Below are 21,873 nucleotides of genomic sequence, written 5' to 3'. Positions count from 1 at the left end.
TTCGATCGAGACAGCTCGGCTCGTCGCCAGTTTGCAGATCATGGGATGTTCATCCGCGGGTCGAGCGCGTCGCGCAAGCCGTCGCCGAGGAAGTTGAAGCTCGTCACCGCCAGCGTGATGGCAAGGCCCGGCGCAATCGCGAGCCAGGGCGCGCTGGTGAGATAGATCTGCGCGTTGTTGAGCATGTTGCCGAGGCTCGCGGCCGGCGGCTGGATGCCGTAACCGAGATAGCTGAGATAGGATTCCAGCAGAATTGCCTTGGCGACGTTCAGCGTCGCCGCCACCACGATCGGCGCGACCGCGTTGGGCACGAGCTCGCGGAACATGATCCGCAGGTTCGACGAGCCGAACGCGAGTGCAGCAACAGCAAACTCGCGTTCCCGCAGCGAGCGCACTTGGGCCTCGACGACGCGGGCCACCCACATCCAGGCGGTTGCCGCGATCAGCACGGTGGTGGTGACGAAGCCGGGCTCGATGAGCGCCGCGAGCGCAAGCAGCAGGAAGATGGTCGGAAAGCACAGCATGGCATCGACCAGCCGCATCAGCACCGCGCCGACCACGCCGCCATAGAAGCCGGCGAAGGCGCCGACGACGATGCCCACCGCCATCGCCATCACCATCGCGACGAAGCCGATCGACAGCGAGACACGCGCGCCCATCATCAGCCGCGCCAGCACGTCGCGGCCGAGCTCGTCGGTGCCGAGGATGTGCGCGCCCGACAGCGGCGGTGCGAACCGCTTCATGATGTCGATATAGGTGTCGTCGAACGGCAGGAGGTACGGGCCGAATGCCGAACCGAGAACAAGGACGAGAATGATCACCGCGCCTGCAAGCGCAAGCCGGTGCCGACGAAATCGCCGCCACGCGGCCTGGCCGGGCGCAATTTGATCGGTGGAGCGGGCGGCAGTCGTCATCCCTAGCCCACCCGGATGCGCGGATCGACGACGGCATAGAGGATGTCAGCGAGCAGCGATCCGATCAGCACCATGACCGCCGAGAACATCAGGATGCCCATCACCACGGGATAGTCGCGATAGCCGATAGAATCGAGGAACAGCCGGCCCATGCCGGGCCAGGTGAACACGGTCTCGGCGACCAGCGCACCACCGAGCAGCGTCGGAAACTGAAGGCCGCCCACCGTGATCATCGGCAGCAGCGCGTTGCGCAAGGCGTGAACCGTAAGGATTCGCCATTCCGGCATGCCCTTGGCGCGCGCGGTGCGGATGTAGTCCTGGTTGATGACTTCGAGCATCGAGGAGCGCATGAAGCGGCCCCACATCGCGGTCTCGACCAGCGCCAGCACCAGCGCCGGCGCAATGAGATGATGAAGCAGATCGAGCGGCGAGCCGTCGCCGACGGTCTGCCGGTTGCCCGCCGGCAGCCAGCCGAGCTTCACCGAGAAGACGTAGATGGTAACGAGGCCGAACCAGAAGGTCGGGATCGACAATGCGATCATGGCGCCGACGGTCGCCAGCGAATCGAACAGCGAATAGCGGCGCAGCGCACCGAGCACACCGATCCAGCAGCCGAGCAGGACCGCGATGATGGTCGCAGTCGCCATCAGTTCCAGCGTGGCGCCAAGATGCGAGGAGATCACCGCCAGCACCGGCTCGCCGTCGCGATACGAGCGGCCCCAATCGCCCCTCAGCATCCGGCCGAACCAGTCGAGATACTGGATCGGCAGCGAACGATCGAGGCCAAGCTGCCTGGTGACGCGATCGAGATCCTCCTGCGTCATCTGCGCGGACGCCGCGAATTGCGAGAGCGGGCCGCCCGGCGCCAGATGCAGGATGGCGAAGCCGATCGCGGACACGATCACCAGCAACATGATCGCCTGCGCCAGGCGATTGGCGACGTAACGGGCCATCTCAGGCGATCTCGCGCACCTGAACCATCAGGCCCAATACCATTCGCGGATGTTCCAGCAGTTGATCGACATGTTGATGTTGGGGCGGAAACCCTGGAGTCCTTCCTTCACGCCTTCGGCGATGAAGCCCTGGAACAGCGGCAGGATCGCGAGGTCGTCGCGGATGAGCTTCTGCAGATTGCCATAGGTCGTCTTGCGCTGCGCCAGATCGAACTGCTTGGCACCTTCGGCGAGAAGCCGATCCGCCTCCGGGTTGCGATACTGATAGGTGTTGTAGCCGCGGCCACCCTTGGCAGGAATGGCGCCGGAGCCGAAGCGGGGCGTCACGTCGGGGTCGCTGCCGAGCATGAAATTCACCCCCACGATCACCGAGTTGAATTTCGATTGCTGCCAGAAGTCGCCCCAGATCACCGCGGCCGGCATGTTGTTGACGCGCATCGCAGCACCGATTGCGCGCCAGTCCTGGATCAGCAACTGCTGGGTCTGCTCGCGCACCGCATTGCCCGACGTCGTCGAGTTGGTGAATTCGAGCTTGACGCCGCCCTTCTCGCGTACGCCGCCAGCGCCGCGGACCCAACCGGCCGCATCGAGCAGCGTGTTGGCCTTGGCCGGATCGTATTTGTGCTGCGGCAGCCCCTGCTGGAACGACCACGCCTGTTGCGGCACGAAGCTTTCGGTCTGCGTCGGCAAACCGTAGTTCAGCGCATCGATGATCGCCTGCTTGTTGATCGCGAGATACAGCGCCTCGCGCACGGTGCGGTCGGCCAACGCGCCGAACTCCAGATTGGGCGCGATGTGCTCCACCGACGACGTCGAGGAGACGAAGATCTTGCGCCCCTTCAGCGTCTTCGCCTCCTGCACGAAGTTTGGCAGAATGCCTTGCAGGCCGGTGTAGTCGACCTGGCCGGTGCGGAACTGGGTGTAGAGGACGGTGAGATCGGGAATGTATTTGAACACCACGCGTTCGACGTACGGCCCCTTGCCGTGATAGCCGGTGTGAGCATTCAACTGAATGTGGTCACCCGGCACGCGCTCGCCCCAGCGGAACGGTCCGGTGCCGACAGGCGCGTTGTGGAACGGCGAGGCGTTCGGATCGGTCACCTTCTCCAGGATGTGCTTGGGCACGATGAACGTCAGCGATCCCAGGATTGACATGTAGGGCGAATAGGGAGCTTCCATGCGCCAGTGAATCTCGTCGGGCGCCACGACCTTGATGTCCTTCACGAGGCTATGGCCGACGCGGCTGCGCGCGCGGAAATCGGGATTGTTGATCAGCTCGAGCGAGAACTTGACGTCGTCGGCCGTGAACGGCGTGCCGTCGTGCCATTTCACGTCGCTGCGGAGCTTGATCTTCCAGGTCAGGCCGTCGGCCGACAGGCCGCCATTCTCGAGGGTCGGGACTTCGCGGGCGAGGTCGGGAACGAACTTGCCGTCGGGATCGATGAACCAGAGCGGCGAGAACACCTGCCACCAGATGCCCTGATCGACTTCGATGCCCGGCATCAGGGGATGAAAGACCGTCGGCTCCTGCGACAGCGCCGCGATCACCTGTCCGCGCGGCTTGTCCGACGGATTGGTCGGGCGTTCGGTCTGCGCGAATGCGTGGCCTGAAAGCGTCCAGCCCGCCGCGGCGCCCGCGCCGAGCTGGAATATCTGACGGCGGTTCGGATTGCCGAGATACAGTGCCCCAACGCCGAACTTCCCGGTGTCGTCCGCCATGACCACTCTCCGTTGTCGCACGCGGCACCGTCTCCCGCACCCCGAGATCCCCGGCAAAGGGACAGGAGTGGGCTTTAGTGCTTCTAAATTTTTCTATCAAAAGTTCATCACGACTAAATACAGCTGTCAATCGCATTGCTAGGATGCGCGACCTTTTCACTTCGACTGAAGCGCCAGACCGTCGTTGTCCGGGGCTGAGATGATGCACGGGAGAGCGACATGGATGGTCGCGGCGAGATCAGCGATCCGAAGGATGCCCCGGCGACCGAGGCCGACGATGCCGTCGACCAGCGCCTGGGCGAGACCGTGCGGCTGCTGCGGCAGCGTGCGGGCCTTTCGATCCAGGACGTTGCTAACAAGACCGGCCTCTCCAACGGCATGATCAGCCAGCTCGAACGCGCGCGTGCCATGCCGTCGATACGGACGTTGCGCCTGCTCAGCATCGCGCTCGACGTTCCTATCTCCTATTTCTTCGAGACCACCGATCCCGCCGATGTGCAGCGCTACATCGTGCGCAAGAACAGCCGGCGTCTGCTGCGGCTCACCGCCAGCGGTGTCGTCAAGGAGGCCTTGACGCCGGCAGACAAAGGCCAGCTCGAACTCTACGAGCTCACGCTCAATCCCGGCGCCTCGTCCGGCACTGATTTCCTGCAGCACACCGGCGAGAAGGCGGGCTATATCCTCTCGGGAAGCCTGCGGCTGTGGCTCGACAACCAGGCCCATCTGCTCGAGGCCGGCGACAGCTTTCGCTTTCCGAGCATCGTTCCGCACATGTTCGACAACCCGACCCAGCAGACGGCCCGCGTGATCTGGGTGACCACGCTGCGCCAGACCGATTCGCCGGCAGGTTGAAGCGCCGCCAACCCGGCACCACCGCAAATTGCCCCTCGACGCCGCCGCGCGGAATCTGTAGCTCACATCTGTAGCTGACGTGGAGCCGGACATTGACAGGGCGGCCACGGGGCCGCGACTGACGCGTTGGTGTGAGACCATGAAACTCAGGGGGCTTCTGACACTCGCGATGGCCGCGCAGGTCATCGTGACCGCGGCGGCTCTCCTCGTCTCCTATGCCGCGACCGGAACCGGGTTCGGCATTGCCCAGATCGTCGCCCTGCTCGCAAGCGGCGCCATTGCGGTCCTGCTCGCTCGTCTGTGCACGCGCGCGATCGAAACCGCGCAGGAAAAACGCGCCGCCGCGCTACTGACCGAGCAGGCGCAGGCCAGCGCGCAGATGACGCAAGCCGTCATCAAGACCGCGCTCGACGCCTTCATTCAGACCGACCAGAGCGGCATCGTGCTGGAATGGAGTCTTCAGGCCGAGGCCCTGACTGGATGGACGCGCAAGGAGGCGCTCGGCACCGACGTCGTCAACCTCCTCATCGCCGAGCCGCTGCGCGACGGCTTCAGGCAACGCATGATGCGGCTGCTGCCGGAATTGTCGGATACGCCGATCGGCATCCGGTTCGAAGCGACCCTGCTGCACCGGGAGGGCGACGAGATCCTGATCGAGGCCTCCAGCACGGCGCTCCGCATCGGGGGGCGCACCCTCATCAACAATTTCGTCAAGGACGTCACCCAGAAGCGCGCCGCCGCGGAGCAGCTGATCCAGGCCCAGAAGATGGAGGCGATCGGCCAGCTCACCGGCGGCATCGCGCACGAATTCAACAACATGCTCACCGTGATCACCGGCACGATCGAGATCCTCGCCGACGCCGTGAAGGACAATCCGCCGCTTGCGACCATCACCAAGCTGATCAGCGACGCCGCCGACCGCGGCGCCGCGCTGACGTCGAGCCTGTTGTCCTTTGCCCGCAAGCAGGCGCTCAAGCCGGCCGAGAGCGATGTCAACGAACTGCTCGAAGAGCTCGCAAAGCTGCTTCGGGCAACCTTCGACAAGAAGATCGAGATCGTGACCCGGCTCGACGGCAACATCTGGCTCGCCCTCGTCGATCGCGGCCAATTGAGCTCGGCACTTCTCAACCTCGCGATCAACGCCCGCGACGCGATGCTGGACAGCGGCAGACTGACGTTGACGACGCGCAACGTCGTGTTCGGCGTCCGCGAGGCCGTGGCGGTCGGGGCCGGATATGCCGGCGACTATGTCGAGATCGAGATAGCCGACACCGGCACCGGCATTCCGCCGGCCATTCTCGAGCGGATCTTCGATCCCTTCTTCTCGACCAAGGACGTCGGCAAGGGCACGGGGCTTGGGCTCAGCATGGTGTTCGGATTCATCAAGCAGTCCGGCGGCGGCATCAAGGTCGCTTCCGAAGAAGGACGCGGCACGATTTTCACGATCTACCTGCCGAAGGCGGAGGCGAGCACGCTTCGCCCGACCGGCTATGACGAGCGCAAGGTCGTGGGCGGGACGGAAACCATCCTTTGTGTCGAGGACGACCGCGACGTCCGCCAGTACGTTACGGTCCAGCTCGAAAGCCTCGGCTACAAGGTCATCCCGGCCGCCAATGCGGCCGAGGCACTCGCCATCGCGGCCGAAGGCACGCCCTTCGACCTGCTCTTCACCGACATCGTGATGGCCGGCAGCTTGAATGGACGAGAGCTCGCCGACGAGATGGTGGCAGCGCGCCCCTCGCTGCGGGTGCTGTTCACGTCGGGCTATGCCTACGACGCTCCGCATGCGCAGGGACGCGCCACCAAGGGCGCGCCGCTTCTGACAAAGCCCTATCGGAAGGCCGAGCTCGCGCGCATGCTGCGCCGCTCTCTCGACACCGCCGTCGACGCGGTTGGCGATCCGATCCCGACGCCCTATTCGGTGCAGGCCGATCTCGAAGGCTTTCTGCGCAGGCAGGCCGCTGAACGCGACAGGCGTTAGGGCGCGTCTTGCGCATGGACAGCGCATGGCTGCTGCGCAACACTCCGTGTCAGTTACAATCCCATTGGAGGCGAGCCATGACGTCACTCGAAAAAGGTATCACCGCGAACGGTACGGGCTATGGCGGCAAGACCTGGAACATCCTCGGCCAGGTCTACTTCCCCAAGGCCGTCACCGAGTCCACTTTCGCGTTCGAGACCAACAGCGATCCCGGCCAATTCGTGCCGGTGCACATCCATCCGACCCAGGACGAATTCATCCTGATGCAGGAAGGCACGCTCGACCTCAAGCTCGACGGCCAATGGGTCAAGGCCCACGCCGGCGACCTCGTGCGCCTGCCGCGCGGCATCCCGCATGGCTATTTCAACAAATCCGACAAGCCGGCCCGTGCGTTGTTCTGGGTCTCGCCGATGCAGAAGCTGGAGGCGTTGTTCAATCAGCTCCATGACCTGACCGACCCGGCCGAGGTCGTGCGCATCTCGGCGCTGCACGAGGTCGACTTCCTGCCGCCCGAAGCCAACGACTAGGCTACGATCCCCCGACCGACGAATCGTTGGGGGAACCGGCCATGCCTGCACGACGTCAACTCCTCGCAATCATCGCGGCGCTTGGGCTGCTCCTTACAACGCTGGTCCCGTGCCGGGCGCAAACGCTCACTGCCAGGCAATCGGAGGCGGTTGCGAACTACGACCGTGCGCTCGGCGACTTCAAGGCGATTCTGGCCGAGCGGCGCCGCCAGATCGACGCCAAGCAGCCGCTGCCGAACCTGCCGGGCCAGGCGCTGTATCTGGCACGCGTCGCCGTGATCAGTGCTTACAAGGATCTCACCGACGCCATGCCGTCGCGGATCGGCAGGCCCAACAAGTTCGAGATACCTCCGGCCTATTTCGATGCCGACATCGAGCCGCTGGTCGACGAATACTCAAAGCTGTTCGAGATCATGGAGGCGCCGCCGGCCGGGGCGCAGAACTCGGCGACGCCGTTCAAGGACGTGGTCGATCTCGCGGTCGCGATCGCGCGCGCCAAGGGGCTGGCGCCTGACCACGCCGAAGCCGCGGGCCGGATCAGCCTCGGGCTGTTCTTCGCCGAGACCAACGGCAAGCAGAACGTCCGCAACGGGCGCTCGAACACCTATATGGGCAGCTTCCAGACCGGCCCATCCGAGGACCGCAACGGCCGCAGGAAATGGGAGACCATCAAGGCCGAGATCGCGGCCGCCGATCCCGGGTTGAGCGCGCGCAACGACAAGGAGGAGGCGCGCGCCCGCGGCACCGATCATCGCTTCAATCACTGGACCAACGTGCGCGACGGCCTGATGAACGCGCATGCGGATGTTTTCCGGGAGATCCCGGGAATCGTGAAGACGCTGCCCGACCCGATCGACCAGATGAAGCTGTTCGAGCTGATCCAGATCGTTCCTACGCCGACGCGGTCGGCGCTCAAGTCCGGCGATCTCCTGAACCACAGGGTGTCCAGTCCGACGATCATGAAGCACCTGCGCAACAACAGCATCTTCGCATTCGGACAGGCCGACCGGGCGCGCACCTCGGCAAGCTTCCGGGAAATCCTTGGCGCGATGTGGCTGTTCAAGCGGAAGTTCGAGAAGGCGATGGCGAAATATGCGGAGATCAAGCCGCGTTGAGGGGCGTCGCCGCGTGGCACGCGGGTGAGAGCTAGCTCCCGCCGTGTAGCCGTCCGTCGGCGTCTTCAAAGGCAAACGGTCGCCGCCTGGTCATTGCGTCCTGCGCCCGGTGCATTTAGCTTCTCCGGACAAGAACAAATCTCGGGGGACACATGACAGCCGCTCTTCGCAAGCGCACGCACCGTGCCGCATGGGCCTTGATCTCAACATCGCTGGCCGGCCTGGCCAATTTCGCCGCGCATGCCGAGATCGTCGTCACGGCCAATGACGGCAAGATGGTGCTCGAGAACGGCAGCGCCGTGGTGCGCAAGCAGCCGCTGCCGGACACGGTGAGCGTCATCGACTTCACCGACGGTGGCTTGAAACTTCTCGGCGAAGTGCCCGCCCCGGCCAGCGTCGTCGGCCCGCCTCCGAGCGTGGCCATTGCGCCGGATGGCGCGTTCGCCCTCGTCACCGGCGCGATGAAGCTCGATCCTGCGGATCCGGCCAAGACGGTGCCTGACGACAAGCTCTCGGTCATCGACCTGAAATCCGCGCCCCCCAAAGTGCTGGCGACCTTGCAAGCAGGCGCCGGCGCTGCCGGCGTTTCGATCAACCGTGCGGGCACACTGGCACTGGTTGCGAACCGCAGCGAAGGCACGGTCTCGGTCTTCACGATCAGCGGGAGCACGCTTGCGGCGGCAGGCAAGATCCAGCTCGGCGACGCCAAATCAGGACCCAGCCACGCCGTCTTTTCCCATGACGGCGCGACCGCGCTGGTCACGCGCGACGGAGACAGCAAGATCTCGCTTCTGACTGTGGACGGGAGCAAGGTCGAGTACGCCAAGCGCGATCTCTCCACGGGCATCCGCCCCTACGACATCGACCTCACCGGCAGCGCCGCCGCCATCGTCGGCAATGTCGGCGCCAGCAGCGGCGACAACGACACGATCAGCCTGATCGACATGACGGCGAAACCGGTCCGCGTCGTCACGACGGTGAGCGTCGGCCAGACGCCGGAAGCCGTGAAGATGTCCCCGGACGGCAACTACGTGGCGGTGACCGTCATGAACGGTTCGAACAAGCCGTCGGCCTCGCCGTTCTTCAACGATTTCGGCCTGCTCAAGGTCTACAAGATTTCGGGCACTGACCTTACGCCGGTGACGGAAGCCAAGATCGGCCATTGGTGCCAGGGCATGGTGTGGTCCAAGGACTCCAAATATGTCGTGGCCCAGTGCATGGTCGAAAACGAGCTGATCGCCTTCTCGTTCGACGGCAAGGCGCTGAACAAGACATCCACGCTCAAGATGCAAGTGAGCCCCGCGGGCATCCGCACCGCGGAGCCGTAGGGCCGGAGCGCGGCGCAGCCATCCTGCGCCGCCGTCTTATTCGGTGCGGATCGGCGTGTCCTTCAGGCCGTTGTTGTCATAGGCCTTGCGCAAGGTGCCGTTCGTCACCGCCTCGTTCATGAACTTGCTCACGAACGCCAAAGCCTGGCTGCGGCCGAGCGGGACAGCGACGGCCGTGACGGTCTTCTTGAAGGTCTCGTCGAGCACGCGCGTGCCGGGGATCTTCTGCGCCATCTTGTTGAGCTGGTCGCGCGACAGCGCGAAGGCGTCGATCTCGCCGCTGCTGAGGAGGCCGAAGATCTCGTCGTAGGTCTGATAGCCCGTGACCTTCGCGTTCTTCAGATGCGCGACCGCGCCGCGCATCGTGGTCGTGGCGTTGACGGCCGCGACCTTGATGCCGGACTGGTCGAGCGTGGCAAAACTGGTGATGTTCGAACCGGCCTTAACGATGTAGGTGGCGTCCGCGACCTCGTAGATCGGGCCGAACATCATCCTGGTCTCGCGCTCGGGATCCTTGGGGAGCCAGGTGACGTCCCAAGCACCTTTCTCAAGAGCGCCTTTCGATGCCGCATCGGTGATCTGGCCGGAATTCTGGTGCACGACATATTCGACGGGGACGCCGAGCTGGGCGGCCATTTCCCTGCCGAGATCGACGGGCACGCCGGCATAACCGGCTTCGGTCTTGGTAGACCAGAATGCACCGCCCGCCGGGCTGATTGCGATCGCAACCCGCAGCTTGCCGGTCGGTGCGATCTCGTCCTTCAGACCATCGGCTAGCGCGGGCATGGCAACGGCCGCGGCGAGAACGAGGCCGGCAAGGACCGACTTAAGGACCGACTGGAGAGACGTGGGCATGTCATGATCTCCCGACCTTTTCTTCCTTTATTCTTCTCTTGTTCGTCCCGAACGCTTCGCGCGTCGTCGCTCGGCCTTTGAGATAATTGTGGTCGATCGTGCGCGCGATGAAAAGCGGTTTGTCATGACAAACCCCGTCAAAGGCCACACCGCCGCTTGCAGTTCAAGGCCGCTGACTGCCATGGCTATGGTGTTCCATGGCCGGGTGTTTGTTGGTAGCCTGCCGCACCGACAGATAGCAACCGGGGCCACCGAATGACGCGCGCGAATCTCGCATCACCAGCACAGCGCATTGGGGCCTGGAGGCATGTCGGGCCGGCTGTGGCCGCCGTCGCGGCCGTTGCCATCCTCGCCGGCTGTGAGGACAAGAATACGTTCGTCGCCCCGCCGCCGCCCAAGGTGGACGTCGCCGCGCCGGTGCAGCGCCCGGTGACGCGGTATGTCGAGGCCACCGGCAACACCGCGCCGGTCAAGAATGTCGATCTCGTCGCGCGCGTGCAAGGATTCCTTCAATCGATCGATTACCAGGACGGCGCGTTCGTCAAGCAAGGCACCCAGCTGTTCACGATCGAGCCCGAGACCTACAAGCTCAAGCTCGATCAGGCGCAGGCAGCCGAGGCCGGCGCGCAGGCCTCGCTCCGGCAGGCGGAAGCCGACTTCAAGCGGCAGAGCGATCTCGTGCAGCGGCAAGCGGTCTCGCAAGCGACTTTGGACAGCTCGACCTCGAACCGCGACAACGCACAGGCCAACCTCCAGCAGGCCCAGGCCAACACCCGCCTCGCCGAAGTCAACTACGGCTACACCAAGGTGAGCGCACCATTCGACGGCGTCGTCAGCGCCCATATGGTCTCGATCGGCGAACTCGTCGGGGTCTCCTCCCCGACTCAACTCGCCTCCATCGTCGCGATGGATCCGATCTATGTGAACTTCACAGTCAACGAGCAGGACGTGCTGCGCATCCGTGCCGAGGCCGCTCGCCGGGGGCTCACCGCCGCCGACATGAAGCAATTTCCGATTCAAGTCGGCCTGCAGACCGAGGCCGGCTATCCGCATGAGGGCAGGCTCGACTATGTCGCCCCGACCCTCACCCAGTCGACGGGCACGCTCGCGGTGCGCGGTCTCGTGCCCAACGACAAGCGGGTGCTGCTGCCCGGCTATTTCGTCCGCGTTCGCGTGCCCTTCACCCAGGAGAAGGACGCCCTGCTCGTGCCCGACACCGCGCTCGGCAGCGACCAGGGCGGCCGCTATCTCCTCGTCGTCAACGGCGACAACGTTGTCGAGCAGCGCAAGGTGCAGATCGGTCCCGTCGACAACGGCTTGCGCGTGATCGAAAGCGGCTTGAAGCCGGAGGATCGAATCGTCATCGCAGGGCTGCTACGGGTCATTCCCGGCCAGAAGATCGACCCGCAGGTGACGAAGATCGAGCAGCCGCAGGCGTCTGCCAAGTAAGTAGGAGCGCCTGCCATGATCTCAAAGTTCTTCATCGAGCGGCCGGTCCTCTCGAACGTCATCGCGCTCCTGATGATCCTGATCGGCGGCGTCGCGCTGTTCAACCTCGCGATCGCGCAATATCCCGACGTGGTGCCGCCGACGGTGCAGGTCACGACCCGCTATCCCGGCGCCAGCGCCAAGACCGTGATCGACACGGTTGCCTTGCCGATCGAACAACAGGTCAACGGCGTCGAGGATATGCTCTACATGCAGTCCTACAGCGGCTCCGACGGCACCTATACGCTGACCGTGACCTTCAAGATCGGCACCGACCTCAACTTCGCGCAGGTGCTGGTGCAAAACCGCGTCTCCAGCGCGCTGTCGCAACTGCCCCAGTCGGTGCAGAACCAGGGCGTCACCGTGCAGAAGCGGTCGACGTCCATCCTGCTGTTCGTGACGCTGACCTCGCCCGACAAGACGTTCGACAGCCTTTATCTGAGCAACTATGCCACCATCAACCTCCGCGACGAACTCTCGCGCCTGCCCGGCGTCGGCAACGTCACCGTGTTCGGCGCCGGTCAGTATTCGATGCGGGTGTGGCTCGATCCGAACAAGCTGCAGGTCCGTGGTTTGGTGCCGCAGGACGTCATCCAGGCGATCCAGCAGCAGAGCCAGCAAGTCTCCGCCGGCCAGGTCGGCGCGCCGCCGACGCCGCCGGGACAGGCGTTTCAGTATACACTCAACGTCAACGGCAGGCTCGACGACACCACCGAGTTCGAGAACATCATCGTCAAATCGGGCACCAGCGGCGACGTCACGCGGGTGCGCGACGTCGGTTGGGTCGAATTGGGCGCGCAGACCTACAGCCAGATCTTCTCCCTGAACAAGCAGCCGGCCACCGGCATCGGCGTGTTCCAGTCGCCAGGCGCCAATGCACTCCAGGTCGAGCAGGCCGTCGAGAAGAAGATGGCGGAGCTTGCAAAGGCCTTCCCGCAAGGGATGAAATACGACACGCCGTTCGACACCACCAAATTCGTGCAGGCCTCGGTGCACGAGGTCTACATGACGCTGATCGAGGCCGGCCTGCTGGTGCTGGTCGTCATCCTGGTTTTCCTGCAGGACTGGCGCGCGATGCTGGTGCCGGCGACCACGGTGCCGGTGACCATCATCGGCGCCTTCGCCGCCATGGCGGCGCTCGGCTTCACCATCAACATGTCGACTTTGTTCGCGATCGTGCTGGCGATCGGCATCGTCGTCGACGACGCCATCGTCGTGGTCGAAGGCGCGGCTCACAACATCGAGCAGGGCATGAACGGCCACGACGCCGCGATCAAGGCGATGGACCAGCTGTTCGCGCCGATCGTCGGCATCACGCTCGTGCTGATCTCGGTGTTCCTGCCGGCCTCGTTCCTCGCCGGGCTCACCGGCCGCATCTATTCGCAATTCGCACTGGTGATCGCCGCGACCGCGCTTCTGTCCGCCATCAACGCGGCGACGCTGAAGCCGACGCAATGCGCACTGTGGCTGCGGCCGACGGTGCCGCCGGAGCAGCGCAACTTCTTCTATCGCGGCTTCAACGCGGTCTACAACCGCGTCGAGCGCGGCTACACGAGCCTGATCGGCTTCCTGTGCAGGCATGCCACGATCTCGGTCGCGTTCGCGCTGGTGCTGATCGGGATCGGCGGCTATGGCCTGTCCCGGGTGCCGACCGGATTCCTGCCGATCGAGGACCAGGGCTACCTGATCGCCGCCGTGCAACTGCCCGACGGTGCCGCGCTGGAGCGGACTCAGAAGGTGCTCGACAGAGCGAGCGAGCTGATCAAGGACACGCCGGGAGTCCAGCAGGTCATCACCATCGCCGGCATCTCCGCGCTCGACAACAGCGCCAGCCTTGCCAATGCCGGCGTCGCCTACATCATCCTGAAGGACTGGGACGCGCGCAAAGGACCGGGCGAAGATCTGCGCTCGCTGGTCTACGGGCTGAACGACAAGCTCGCGGTCATCATGGAGGCGCGCACGCTGGTGCTGCCGCCGCCGCCGATCCAGGGCATCGGCAACGCCGCCGGTTTCTCGATGCAGGTCGAGCTGCGCGACGGCAACAGCGATTTCGCCAAGCTCCAGGCCATCACAGGCGCGATGGTCAGCAATGGCCAGAGCCAGAGCGCGCTCCAGCGCGTGCAATCCTCGTTCCGCTCGTCGGTGCCGCAGTTCAACGTCGAGATCGACCGCATCAAGACCCAGACCCTGCACGTCACGACCGACCAGGTGTTCGCCGCGCTGTCGACCTACCTCGGCTCGTCCTATGTCAACCAGTTCAACAAGTTCGGCCGCGTGTTCCAGGTCTACACCCAAGCCGATCCCGCCTTCCGCGTCACCGAGCGCGACATCGCCAACATGATGGTGCGCAACTCGAACGGCGACATGATCCCGATCGGCACCGTCGCCACGATCACGCCGGCCACGGGCCCCTCGCTGATCAGCCTTTACAATCTCTATCCGTCGTCGACCGTGATCGGCCTGCCCGCGCAGGGCTACTCCTCGGGCCAGTCGCTGAAGCTGATGGAGGAAATCGCGGACAAGACGCTGCCGCCGGGCACCGGCTTCGAATGGACCGCGATGTCCTATCAGGAGAAGGCCGTCTCCAACCAGATCTACTGGGTGTTCGGGCTCGCCATGCTGCTGGTCTATCTCGTGCTCGCCGGCCAGTACGAGAGCTGGTACGCACCGATCTCGGTGATCCTGGCGGTGCCGCTGTCGTTGCTCGGACCAATGCTGATCCTCAATGCCCTGAAGATCGACAACAATCTCTATTGCCAGATCGGCCTGATCCTCTTGATCGCGCTGTCGGCCAAGAACGCCATCCTGATCGTCGAGGTCGGGCTCGAGCTGCACGGCCGCGACGGCAAGCCGGTGCTGGAATCCGCGATTGAAGCCGCGCGCGCCCGCTTCCGCCCGATCCTGATGACGTCGTTCGCCTTCATCCTCGGCGTGGTGCCGCTGGTGATCGCGACCGGCGCCGGCGCCAGCGCGCGGAAGTCGATCGGCATCACCGTGTTCTCGGGCATGCTGGCCTCGACCTGCCTCGCGGTGCTGTTCGTGCCGGCGTTCTTCGTGGTGGTGCAGCGCTTCGAGAACTGGCGTGCCTCGAAGAAGACGCCGAAGGCGGTGTCGGTGGCCGAGGTGAAGTCCTAGGCCTTCTCCGCAGGGACCTGCCGCGCCTCACCGCTCGAGACCAGCAGCACCGAGACCTTCGCCTGCCTGAGGACGGCGTCGGCGACGCCGCCGAAGGAGAGATGATCGGCCTGGATGCGATCGACGCCCATCACCACGAGATCGACGTCGGTGGTCTCGATCTCGCGCAGGATCGCCGCTTCCGGCGCCCGGTTCGCGCGCAAGGTCGTGGTGATGTCGACCTCGTAGCGGGCGGCGAGATCGCTGGCGTCCTTCAGGATGCCGGCCTCGTGGCTCAGACCAGGAGAGGCGCCGCGTTGCGCGCCCTTGTCGCGCGTGGTCGCGACATAGATCACCCGGAGCGAGCCTGATCCCGCCTGCGCCAGCGCGACCGCGACCTCGGCGCCGCGCTTGGAGACGCCGCTGCCGGAGACCGGAACGAGGATGTTGAGCGCCTCGGGCGTCGGCTGCTTCAGGTGCTTGCCCTTGGCCGCCACGATCGCGAGCGGTCCTTCGAACTTCGCTGCAATGCCCTCGATCCTCCGATCGAAGCGATCCTTCGCGGCAGCAACCTTGTCGACGCCGATGACCAGGAGATCGAAGCCCTTGCGCGCTTCGTCGGCAATGGACTCGCCGAGCTCCGCACGCCTTGCCCGGGTGACGACGTCGACGCTGCCGGCATCGCCATCGCCATGGGCCGATACCGCCTCAGCGGCTTTCTTCACCACGGTTTCGGGGCTTTCCTCTTCGTCGCGACCCTTCTCCTGATCCTTGGCGCGCTTGCCGATGTGCAGCACGGTGATCGGCAAGCCGCGCATGCCGGCGATCAGGCCGGCGATGTGGGCGGCGAAGGTGGCGTTGACGCTTTCGTCCACTGCGAGCAACGGACGTTCGAGGTTGGCGACGAAGCCGCGCCTCTCGAACTCTTCGCGTTCCAGGCGCTCTTGCTCCTCCTTGTTCATCGGCAGCTTCGCCAACGCGGCGCGCAGCATCGGTGGCATTGCCATCGTGGTCACGATCGCCATGGTGACGATCATCGTGAAAAGGTTCTGGCTGAGCACGCCGATCGAAAGACCGATGGTAGCGATGATCACCTCGGTCGAGCCGCGCGCGTTCATCCCGCTCGCGAGCGCCAGCGACTCCCGCGTGTTCAGCCCGCCCACGGTTCCGCCGACGAAGGCGCCACCGAACTTGCCGACGCTGGCGATCACGACCAGCAGTCCGGTGAGCATCAGTAGATGGGGGTCGCGGAGCACCGTGAGGTCGGCGCTCAAGCCGGCCAGACCGAAGAACACCGGCATGAAGAAGCTCGAGATCAACCCGCGCAGGCGCTCGTCGATCTGCCGCGTCAGGATCGGGGACTCCCCGACCAGAATGCCGGCGACGAAGGCACCGAGCACGGTGTGGACGCCGATCAGATGGGTGATCAGCGCCATGGCGCACATCAGCAGCAGGATCACCGTGATGACCGGGGCGGTGCTGACGAGATTGTCGTTGGCCCATCGAATGAGCTGGAACACGAGGCGGCGACCGATGGTGAAGCTGATGGCGAGGAAGGCCAGCGTGCCCAGCACGGCTTTCGCCACCGAGGCGATATCCAGCGTGCCGTGCGAGGCCAGGCTGAAGATGACGGCGATGATGATCCAGCCGATGGTGTCGTCGATGACGGCGGTGGCGACGATGATCTGGCCGACATTGCGGCGCATGAAATTCATCTCGCGCACCACCACCGCGACGATCTTCACCGAGGAGATCGACAGCGCCGTGCCCATGAACAGCGACGCAACCAGGCGGGCTTGCGGATTCGGCAACAGCGCGTCCGGCAGGAATTCACCGAGCGCGAAGCCGCAGGCGAAGGGCACGAGGATGCCCGCGATCGAGATCGCGATCGCGGCCTTGCCCACCTTCCTGACCAGCTTGAGGTCGGTCTCCATGCCGGTCAGCAGCAGCAGAAGCAGGATGCCGAACTGCGCGATGCCGTCGATCATCGCTTTCTGTTCGGGCGTTCTGGGGAAGATCGCGTGCTGTGCGTCAGGCCAGACCCAACCGAACAGCGACGGGCCCAGCAGGATGCCGGCGAGCAATTCGCCGATCACCGAGGGCTGGCCGAGGCGCTGCATGATCTCGCCGAGACCGCGGCCGACCGCGATCAACAGCACGATCTGGGCCACCAGCAGGAATTCGGACGGACCGGCCGATTTGCCGCCCTCGGCACTGGCCGCAACAGTGGTGAGGACGAGAGCCGCGGCGACAAGGCCGACCGGTCGGAGCAGGCTCCACTGCATGCAGGAATTTTCCCCCTTCATCTGCCCCGGCGAGGTGCCGGGATGACGGGGATAGAACCCGCGGTGGGCGCAGCGGGTTCCTGTCGCTTGCAGGGGGGGGGTTACGGGACAACAACAACAAAACGCGAAAACAACCCCATGCACAGTAGAGATGAGGTTGAAAAGGCTGGAGAAAATTTTGTGTGCGCCGAAATCATATTTCGTATTTGCCGAAAACCGCTTGCTCCGTCGGGCAAAACACTGGCATGATGGCATCATCGAATGGCATGCGTGACATGCCCCGACCCCCCCCGTCATTGCGAGCGAAGCGATTTGTCAGCCGAAGCTTTAGCGAAGGCAGAAGCAATCCAGAATCCTCCCCCGGAAAGATTCTGGATTGCTTCGTCGCTACGCTCCTCGCAATGACGGGATTGAAACGGGCGCGCGCCTCACGCCGATCCCTCACACGGCCTGCGGTGTCCTGATCTCGCGCGGGAGAATGATCGCCGCTGCGATCGCGAGCAGGCAGAGTGCGGCGAAGGCATGCAGCATGGTGACGAAGCCGCCCTGCTCGTAGAGCCAGGCGACCAGGCCGACCGAGGCGCCAGCGGCGGTGAAGCCGATGAAATAGCGCACGGCATAGGCGCGCGAGCGCCATTCCTCGCTGGTGTATTTGCCGACCATGGCGTCGTTGACCGTGACCTGCCCGAACGCGCCCATGACGATGCCGATCGAGACCAGGATCAGCGGCAAATTGGACAGGCTCGCGGCCAGATACAAAAACGGCGCCAGCATGAAGGACAGCGGCAGCGCCACCGTCTTCAGCGAATAGCGGTCGAGCAGCCGGCCGATCGTGTACTGCGTCATTGCGCCGAACACGTAGACGCAGGCCGCGATGACGCCGAGCAGCGCCGGGCTTTTGGTGAGATCGGCGAGCCGCTCGGCGAACAGCTTTGGCAGCGCGACGGTGACGGCATTGAAGGTCGTCGAGATCGCGATCACCACGATCAGCAGCGACAGGATCACGCGCCACATGTCCTGCTTGGCGACGCGCGCCTGCGCCGCCGCCTGTTTCGAACCCTTGCGGTCCTCGTGCACGACCATCATCGCAAACGCGATGCCGATCAGGATGGTGACGATGCCCGGGACGATGAAGGCGAAGCGCCAGCCGAGATACTGGCCGATCACGCCGGTGACCAGCGCCGACGATGCGACGCCGAGATTGCCCCAGACGCCGTTGATGCCCATCTCGCGGCCGAGCCTGTCAGCGTAGGAGACGATCATGGCGGTGCCGACGGGATGATAGATCGAGGCAAAAATGCCGATCGCGAACAGCGCCGCGCCAAGCTGTGCCGGGGTCTGCACGAAGCCGACCGAGATCATGGAGGCGCCGATGCCGACGAAGAAGATCAGCATCATGTGGCGGCGGCTCCAGCGGTCGCCGAGCCAGCCGGTGAGCAGCGAGCCCGCGCCGAAGGCGACGAAGCCCGGCGTCGCATAAGGCAAGAGCTCCGAATAGGCCATGCCGAGCGCCGGTCCCATGATGATCACCGCGGCGGCGAAAATCAGCATCGCGTAATGGTCGATGAAATGGCCCGCGTTGACGAAACTGATCACCCGGCTGGGGCTGTTCATGGGAATCCTCTCCTGCTCCGAAATGAGTTATATGTCTTGGGCATGACGGGATGCTGCCAATGACTGTCGTCGAGACGCCAATCCTCCGGGCGGTCCGGAGCAATCATCGCTCGCCCGCGGGCGTGCATCTGGTCGCGCGCGACTATCCCAAGGGCATGCGGATTGATCCGCATTTGCACCGCGAGGCGCAGCTGATCTATGCCGCCAGGGGCACCATGCAGGTGACGACGCCCGGGGGCCGCTGGCTGGTGCCGCCGGACCGCGCGGTGTGGGTGCCGGCCGGGCTCCGGCACGCCATCGATCTGCTGGCCGACATCGAGATGCGGACGCTCTATTTCGACCTCGCCTGGCTGAAGCGCGAGCAGCGCCATGAGGGACTAACCAGGGAATTCGTGGTGCGGGTGTCGCCGCTGCTGAACCAGGCGATCCTCGCGCTGTTCGATGCGCGCAATACCGAGGAGCGGACCGATCTGCTGGTTCGGCTGGTGATGCTGGAACTGGTCCAGGCCGAGGATTCCGCGACCTTCGTGCCGCTGCCACACGAGCCGCGCTGCCGGCGCGCGGCCATGATCGTGCTCGACGATCCCACCGGCCTGCACGACATCGACGCGCTGGCGCGCGAGGTCGGAACCTCCGCGCGCACGCTGTCGCGGCTGTTTTCGACAGAGACGCAGCTGAGCTTCAAGAGCTGGTGCCAGCGCGCAAGAATTGCGGCGGCGATCCAGCGGCTGTCGACCGATGCCAATGTGTCGGTGAAGCAGCTCGCGACCCAGCTCGGCTATGCCAGCGTGCCTGCGTTTTCCGCAGCGTTCCGTCAGGTAACGGGGCGGACCCCGACGGAGTTTGCTACACACTCGGTGTCATCGCCCGGTTTGACCGGGCGATCCAGTACTCGGGGACGGCGCGGCTAGAACCGAAAAGCTGCGGCATACTGGATGCCCCGGTCAAGCCGGGGCATGACAGCTTTCTCTGGGTTTTCGAAACGCACGCCGCCGCTAAACTTGCCAAATTCCCCCGCTTGATTGTGATCGGCTTCCGCCCAAATCCCGTGTAAGATTCCCGCACCGCACAAACCCGACACGAAAGCCCCGATGGCCAACGCCTTCTTCTCCGACTTGCTCACTACCATCTCCGAGCGCGGCCGCACGCTGCTTCGCCGCGGGGATTCTGCCGACACCAAGCCGGACGCCGACGGGCTCATCGAGCTCTGTGGCGCGCTGCTGTCGGGCCGGGGCGAAGCTTCGGGCACGGCGATGGCGCGTGAGGTGCTCGACATTTACCAGGAGCTGGATGCGGCGGGACGTCGCGCCTTTTTCGAAGCCCTGGTGCGCGATTTCGGCCCGGATCGGGAACGCCTGTCCAAGGCGATCGAGACATGGCGTGCCAAGCCGGCAGACGAGGATGCCAGCGCGCTTCATTTCGCCTCCGAGCCGCGCCGGCAGGAGCTGATCCGCCGCCTCAACCGCGCACCCGGCGGCACCGGCGATCTCGTCAAGATGCGCGCCGACCTGCTCGACATGAGGAACGGGCACACCGATCTCGCCGCGCTCGATCGCGACGTTTCGCATCTTCTCTCGTCATGGTTCAACAGGGGGTTTCTCGTGCTGCGCAGGATCGACTGGTCGACCCCGGCCAACATCCTCGAAAAGATCATCCGTTACGAGGCCGTGCACGAGATCAGCGACTGGGACGATCTGCGCCGCCGCATCGATCCGGTCGACCGCCGCTGCTACGCCTTCTTCCATCCCGCAATGGTGGACGAGCCCCTGATCTTCGTCGAGGTCGCGCTGACGGAGACGATCCCCGGCGCGATCGCGCCGCTGCTCGCCGTCGATCGCCCCTCCGTCCCGATCGAGCGCGCCCGCACCGCCGTGTTCTACTCGATCTCCAACACCCAGCGCGGTCTCGGCGGCATCTCGTTCGGCAGCTTCCTGATCAAGCAGGTGGTGGAGGAGCTGCGCCGCGAATTGCCCAAGCTCGACAATTTCGTGACGCTGTCGCCGGTGCCGGGCTTCATGCCATGGGTGAAGCAGGACAAGGATTTGCCGCTGTCGGATGAGGACCGCGAAGTGCTGAAGCGCCTCGACGATCCCAAATGGTTCGAGAACCCCGAGACGACCACGCTGCTGCGTGGCGTGATCGAACCGCTCGCGGCGCACTACTTCCTTAAGGCGCGCACGCCGAAAGGCAAGCTGATCGACTCCGTCGCCCGCTTCCATCTCGGCAACGGCGCCCGCCTCGAGCGCATCAACTGGCTAGGCGATCTCTCGCCCAAGGGCGTGCGCGAGTCCGCCGGCGTGATGGTCAACTACCTCTACCGCCTCGACGACATCGAGAAGAACCACGAAGCCTACGCCAATGACGGCGAGGTCGTGGCCTCGAGCGCGGTGAAGAAGCTCTTGAAGGGCGAAGGACGGCGGCTGCTGGATATGCGGCTGTCGTAAGGGACGTCCGGCTCGCGCCACATCGTCAATGCGAACGCAGCCGACGACGCACTCTCCGCCGTCATTGCGAGGAGCTTTTGCGACGAAGCAATCCAGACCGCGCCGCGGAAAGATTCTGGATTGCTTCGCTGCGCTCGCAATGACGGAGTGTGTGGTGACACCTGAGGCATCAAGACCACCGTCCCCGGTCTAGGCGCTGACAGGAGAGACATCACCCTCGCCACCGTCGTTGCAAGGAGCTCTCGCGACGAAGCCAATCCAGACTGCCTCCTTGGAGACACTCTGGATTGCTTCGCTACGCTCGCAATGACGGAGTATGTGGCGACACCTGAGATTGCTTCGCTACGCTCGCAACGACGGAGTGTGTGGTGACACCTGGTGCAATCAGATCAGCGTCTCGTACAAATCCATCCAATCCGGATTGACGCTCTCGATCAGCGCAAGCTTCTTTTCCCGGCTGCCGGCCTTGATCTGCTTCTCGCGTGTGATCGCGTCGGTCATCGTCGCATGCAGCTCGTACCAGACGAGAAGCTTGCAGCCATACTTTGACGAGAACCCCTTCACCAAGCCCTCGCGGTGCTCGAACGCGCGGCGCGGTGGATTGGACGTGACGCCTGTATAGATCGTCCCGTTGCGACGATTGGCGAACATGTACACGCAACTGCTTCATGATCGTGCTCAGCA

16 protein-coding genes are annotated in these 21,873 nt (G+C 64.5%); 9 read left to right on the top strand and 7 right to left on the bottom strand.

Annotated elements, in window-relative coordinates; genetic code table 11:
- Nucleotides 1–38 precede the first annotated feature (38 nt).
- The 3 genes from IVB40_RS05965 to IVB40_RS05955 are packed head-to-tail and all read right to left on the bottom strand — an operon-like array spanning nucleotide 39 to nucleotide 3,586.
- The gene (locus tag IVB40_RS05965) at nucleotides 39–914 is read right to left on the bottom strand and encodes an ABC transporter permease (RefSeq protein ID WP_247818345.1); all 876 of its coding nucleotides are present in this window, start codon (nucleotides 912–914) and stop codon (nucleotides 39–41) included.
- 2 nt (nucleotides 915–916) lie between these two features.
- Entirely contained in the window at nucleotides 917–1,867 is a 951-nt protein-coding gene (locus IVB40_RS05960; RefSeq protein ID WP_027570601.1) for an ABC transporter permease, read from the bottom strand.
- A 27-nt stretch (nucleotides 1,868–1,894) separates the two neighbouring features.
- On the bottom strand, nucleotides 1,895–3,586 hold the full coding sequence (locus tag IVB40_RS05955; RefSeq protein WP_247818344.1) for a peptide ABC transporter substrate-binding protein: 1,692 nt from the start codon (nucleotides 3,584–3,586) through the stop codon (nucleotides 1,895–1,897).
- Between the two features lie 219 nt (nucleotides 3,587–3,805).
- Between IVB40_RS05955 and IVB40_RS05950 the strand changes: the two genes are divergently transcribed.
- The 5 genes from IVB40_RS05950 to IVB40_RS05930 all read left to right on the top strand — a co-directional run bounded on the left by IVB40_RS05950 (nucleotide 3,806) and on the right by IVB40_RS05930 (nucleotide 9,389).
- Nucleotides 3,806–4,438: a cupin domain-containing protein gene (locus tag IVB40_RS05950; RefSeq protein ID WP_027570599.1), complete on the top strand. Its 633-nt coding sequence runs from the start codon at nucleotides 3,806–3,808 to the stop codon at nucleotides 4,436–4,438.
- Between the two features lie 139 nt (nucleotides 4,439–4,577).
- A complete protein-coding gene (locus IVB40_RS05945; protein WP_247818343.1) occupies nucleotides 4,578–6,419 on the top strand; it encodes an ATP-binding protein in 1,842 nt (613 codons plus the stop codon).
- Nucleotides 6,420–6,496: 77 nt separating this feature from the next.
- Nucleotides 6,497–6,946 (top strand): cupin domain-containing protein, encoded by a 450-nt coding sequence (locus tag IVB40_RS05940; protein ID WP_247818342.1) that lies wholly within the window; start codon nucleotides 6,497–6,499, stop codon nucleotides 6,944–6,946.
- 41 nt (nucleotides 6,947–6,987) lie between these two features.
- On the top strand, nucleotides 6,988–8,061 hold the full coding sequence (locus IVB40_RS05935; RefSeq protein ID WP_247818341.1) for a hypothetical protein: 1,074 nt from the start codon (nucleotides 6,988–6,990) through the stop codon (nucleotides 8,059–8,061).
- Nucleotides 8,062–8,213: 152 nt separating this feature from the next.
- Nucleotides 8,214–9,389 carry a YncE family protein gene (locus IVB40_RS05930; RefSeq protein WP_247818340.1) on the top strand — a complete coding sequence of 392 codons (1,176 nt, stop codon included), beginning with the start codon at nucleotides 8,214–8,216 and terminating at the stop codon, nucleotides 9,387–9,389.
- Nucleotides 9,390–9,425: 36 nt separating this feature from the next.
- Here the strand turns inward: IVB40_RS05930 and IVB40_RS05925 are convergent, their stop codons facing one another.
- Nucleotides 9,426–10,244, bottom strand: coding sequence for an ABC transporter substrate-binding protein (locus tag IVB40_RS05925; RefSeq protein ID WP_247818339.1), 819 nt, complete (start codon nucleotides 10,242–10,244; stop codon nucleotides 9,426–9,428).
- A 255-nt stretch (nucleotides 10,245–10,499) separates the two neighbouring features.
- Between IVB40_RS05925 and IVB40_RS05920 the strand changes: the two genes are divergently transcribed.
- Nucleotides 10,500–11,693 (top strand): efflux RND transporter periplasmic adaptor subunit, encoded by a 1,194-nt coding sequence (locus IVB40_RS05920; RefSeq protein ID WP_247818338.1) that lies wholly within the window; start codon nucleotides 10,500–10,502, stop codon nucleotides 11,691–11,693.
- Nucleotides 11,694–11,708: 15 nt separating this feature from the next.
- Nucleotides 11,709–14,867, top strand: a complete 3,159-nt coding sequence (locus IVB40_RS05915) for a multidrug efflux RND transporter permease subunit (protein WP_247818337.1) — start codon at nucleotides 11,709–11,711, stop codon at nucleotides 14,865–14,867.
- On the opposite strand, the gene IVB40_RS05910 is transcribed toward IVB40_RS05915, so the two are convergent.
- Complete coding sequence (locus tag IVB40_RS05910) at nucleotides 14,864–17,131, bottom strand: cation:proton antiporter (RefSeq protein ID WP_247818336.1); 2,268 nt, start codon at nucleotides 17,129–17,131, stop codon at nucleotides 14,864–14,866. The two genes, IVB40_RS05915 and IVB40_RS05910, sit on opposite strands and share 4 nt — an antisense overlap.
- A 441-nt stretch (nucleotides 17,132–17,572) precedes the next feature.
- Nucleotides 17,573–18,745 (bottom strand): MFS transporter, encoded by a 1,173-nt coding sequence (locus tag IVB40_RS05905; protein WP_027519745.1) that lies wholly within the window; start codon nucleotides 18,743–18,745, stop codon nucleotides 17,573–17,575.
- Nucleotides 18,746–18,804: 59 nt separating this feature from the next.
- On the opposite strand from IVB40_RS05905, the gene IVB40_RS05900 reads away from it, so the two are divergent.
- Nucleotides 18,805–19,656, top strand: a complete 852-nt coding sequence (locus tag IVB40_RS05900; protein ID WP_247818335.1) for a helix-turn-helix transcriptional regulator — start codon at nucleotides 18,805–18,807, stop codon at nucleotides 19,654–19,656.
- A gap of 180 nt (nucleotides 19,657–19,836) precedes the next feature.
- Nucleotides 19,837–21,189: a malonyl-CoA decarboxylase gene (locus IVB40_RS05895; RefSeq protein ID WP_027570588.1), complete on the top strand. Its 1,353-nt coding sequence runs from the start codon at nucleotides 19,837–19,839 to the stop codon at nucleotides 21,187–21,189.
- A gap of 384 nt (nucleotides 21,190–21,573) precedes the next feature.
- Here IVB40_RS05895 and IVB40_RS05890 read toward each other — a convergent pair whose 3' ends face one another.
- A complete protein-coding gene (locus IVB40_RS05890) occupies nucleotides 21,574–21,840 on the bottom strand; it encodes a GIY-YIG nuclease family protein (protein WP_247818334.1) in 267 nt (88 codons plus the stop codon).
- Nucleotides 21,841–21,873 lie beyond the last annotated feature (33 nt).

This window comes from Bradyrhizobium sp. 40, assembly GCF_023100925.1.
Taxonomy (GTDB): domain Bacteria; phylum Pseudomonadota; class Alphaproteobacteria; order Rhizobiales; family Xanthobacteraceae; genus Bradyrhizobium.
This window is presented reverse-complemented; position numbering and strand designations above follow the sequence as displayed.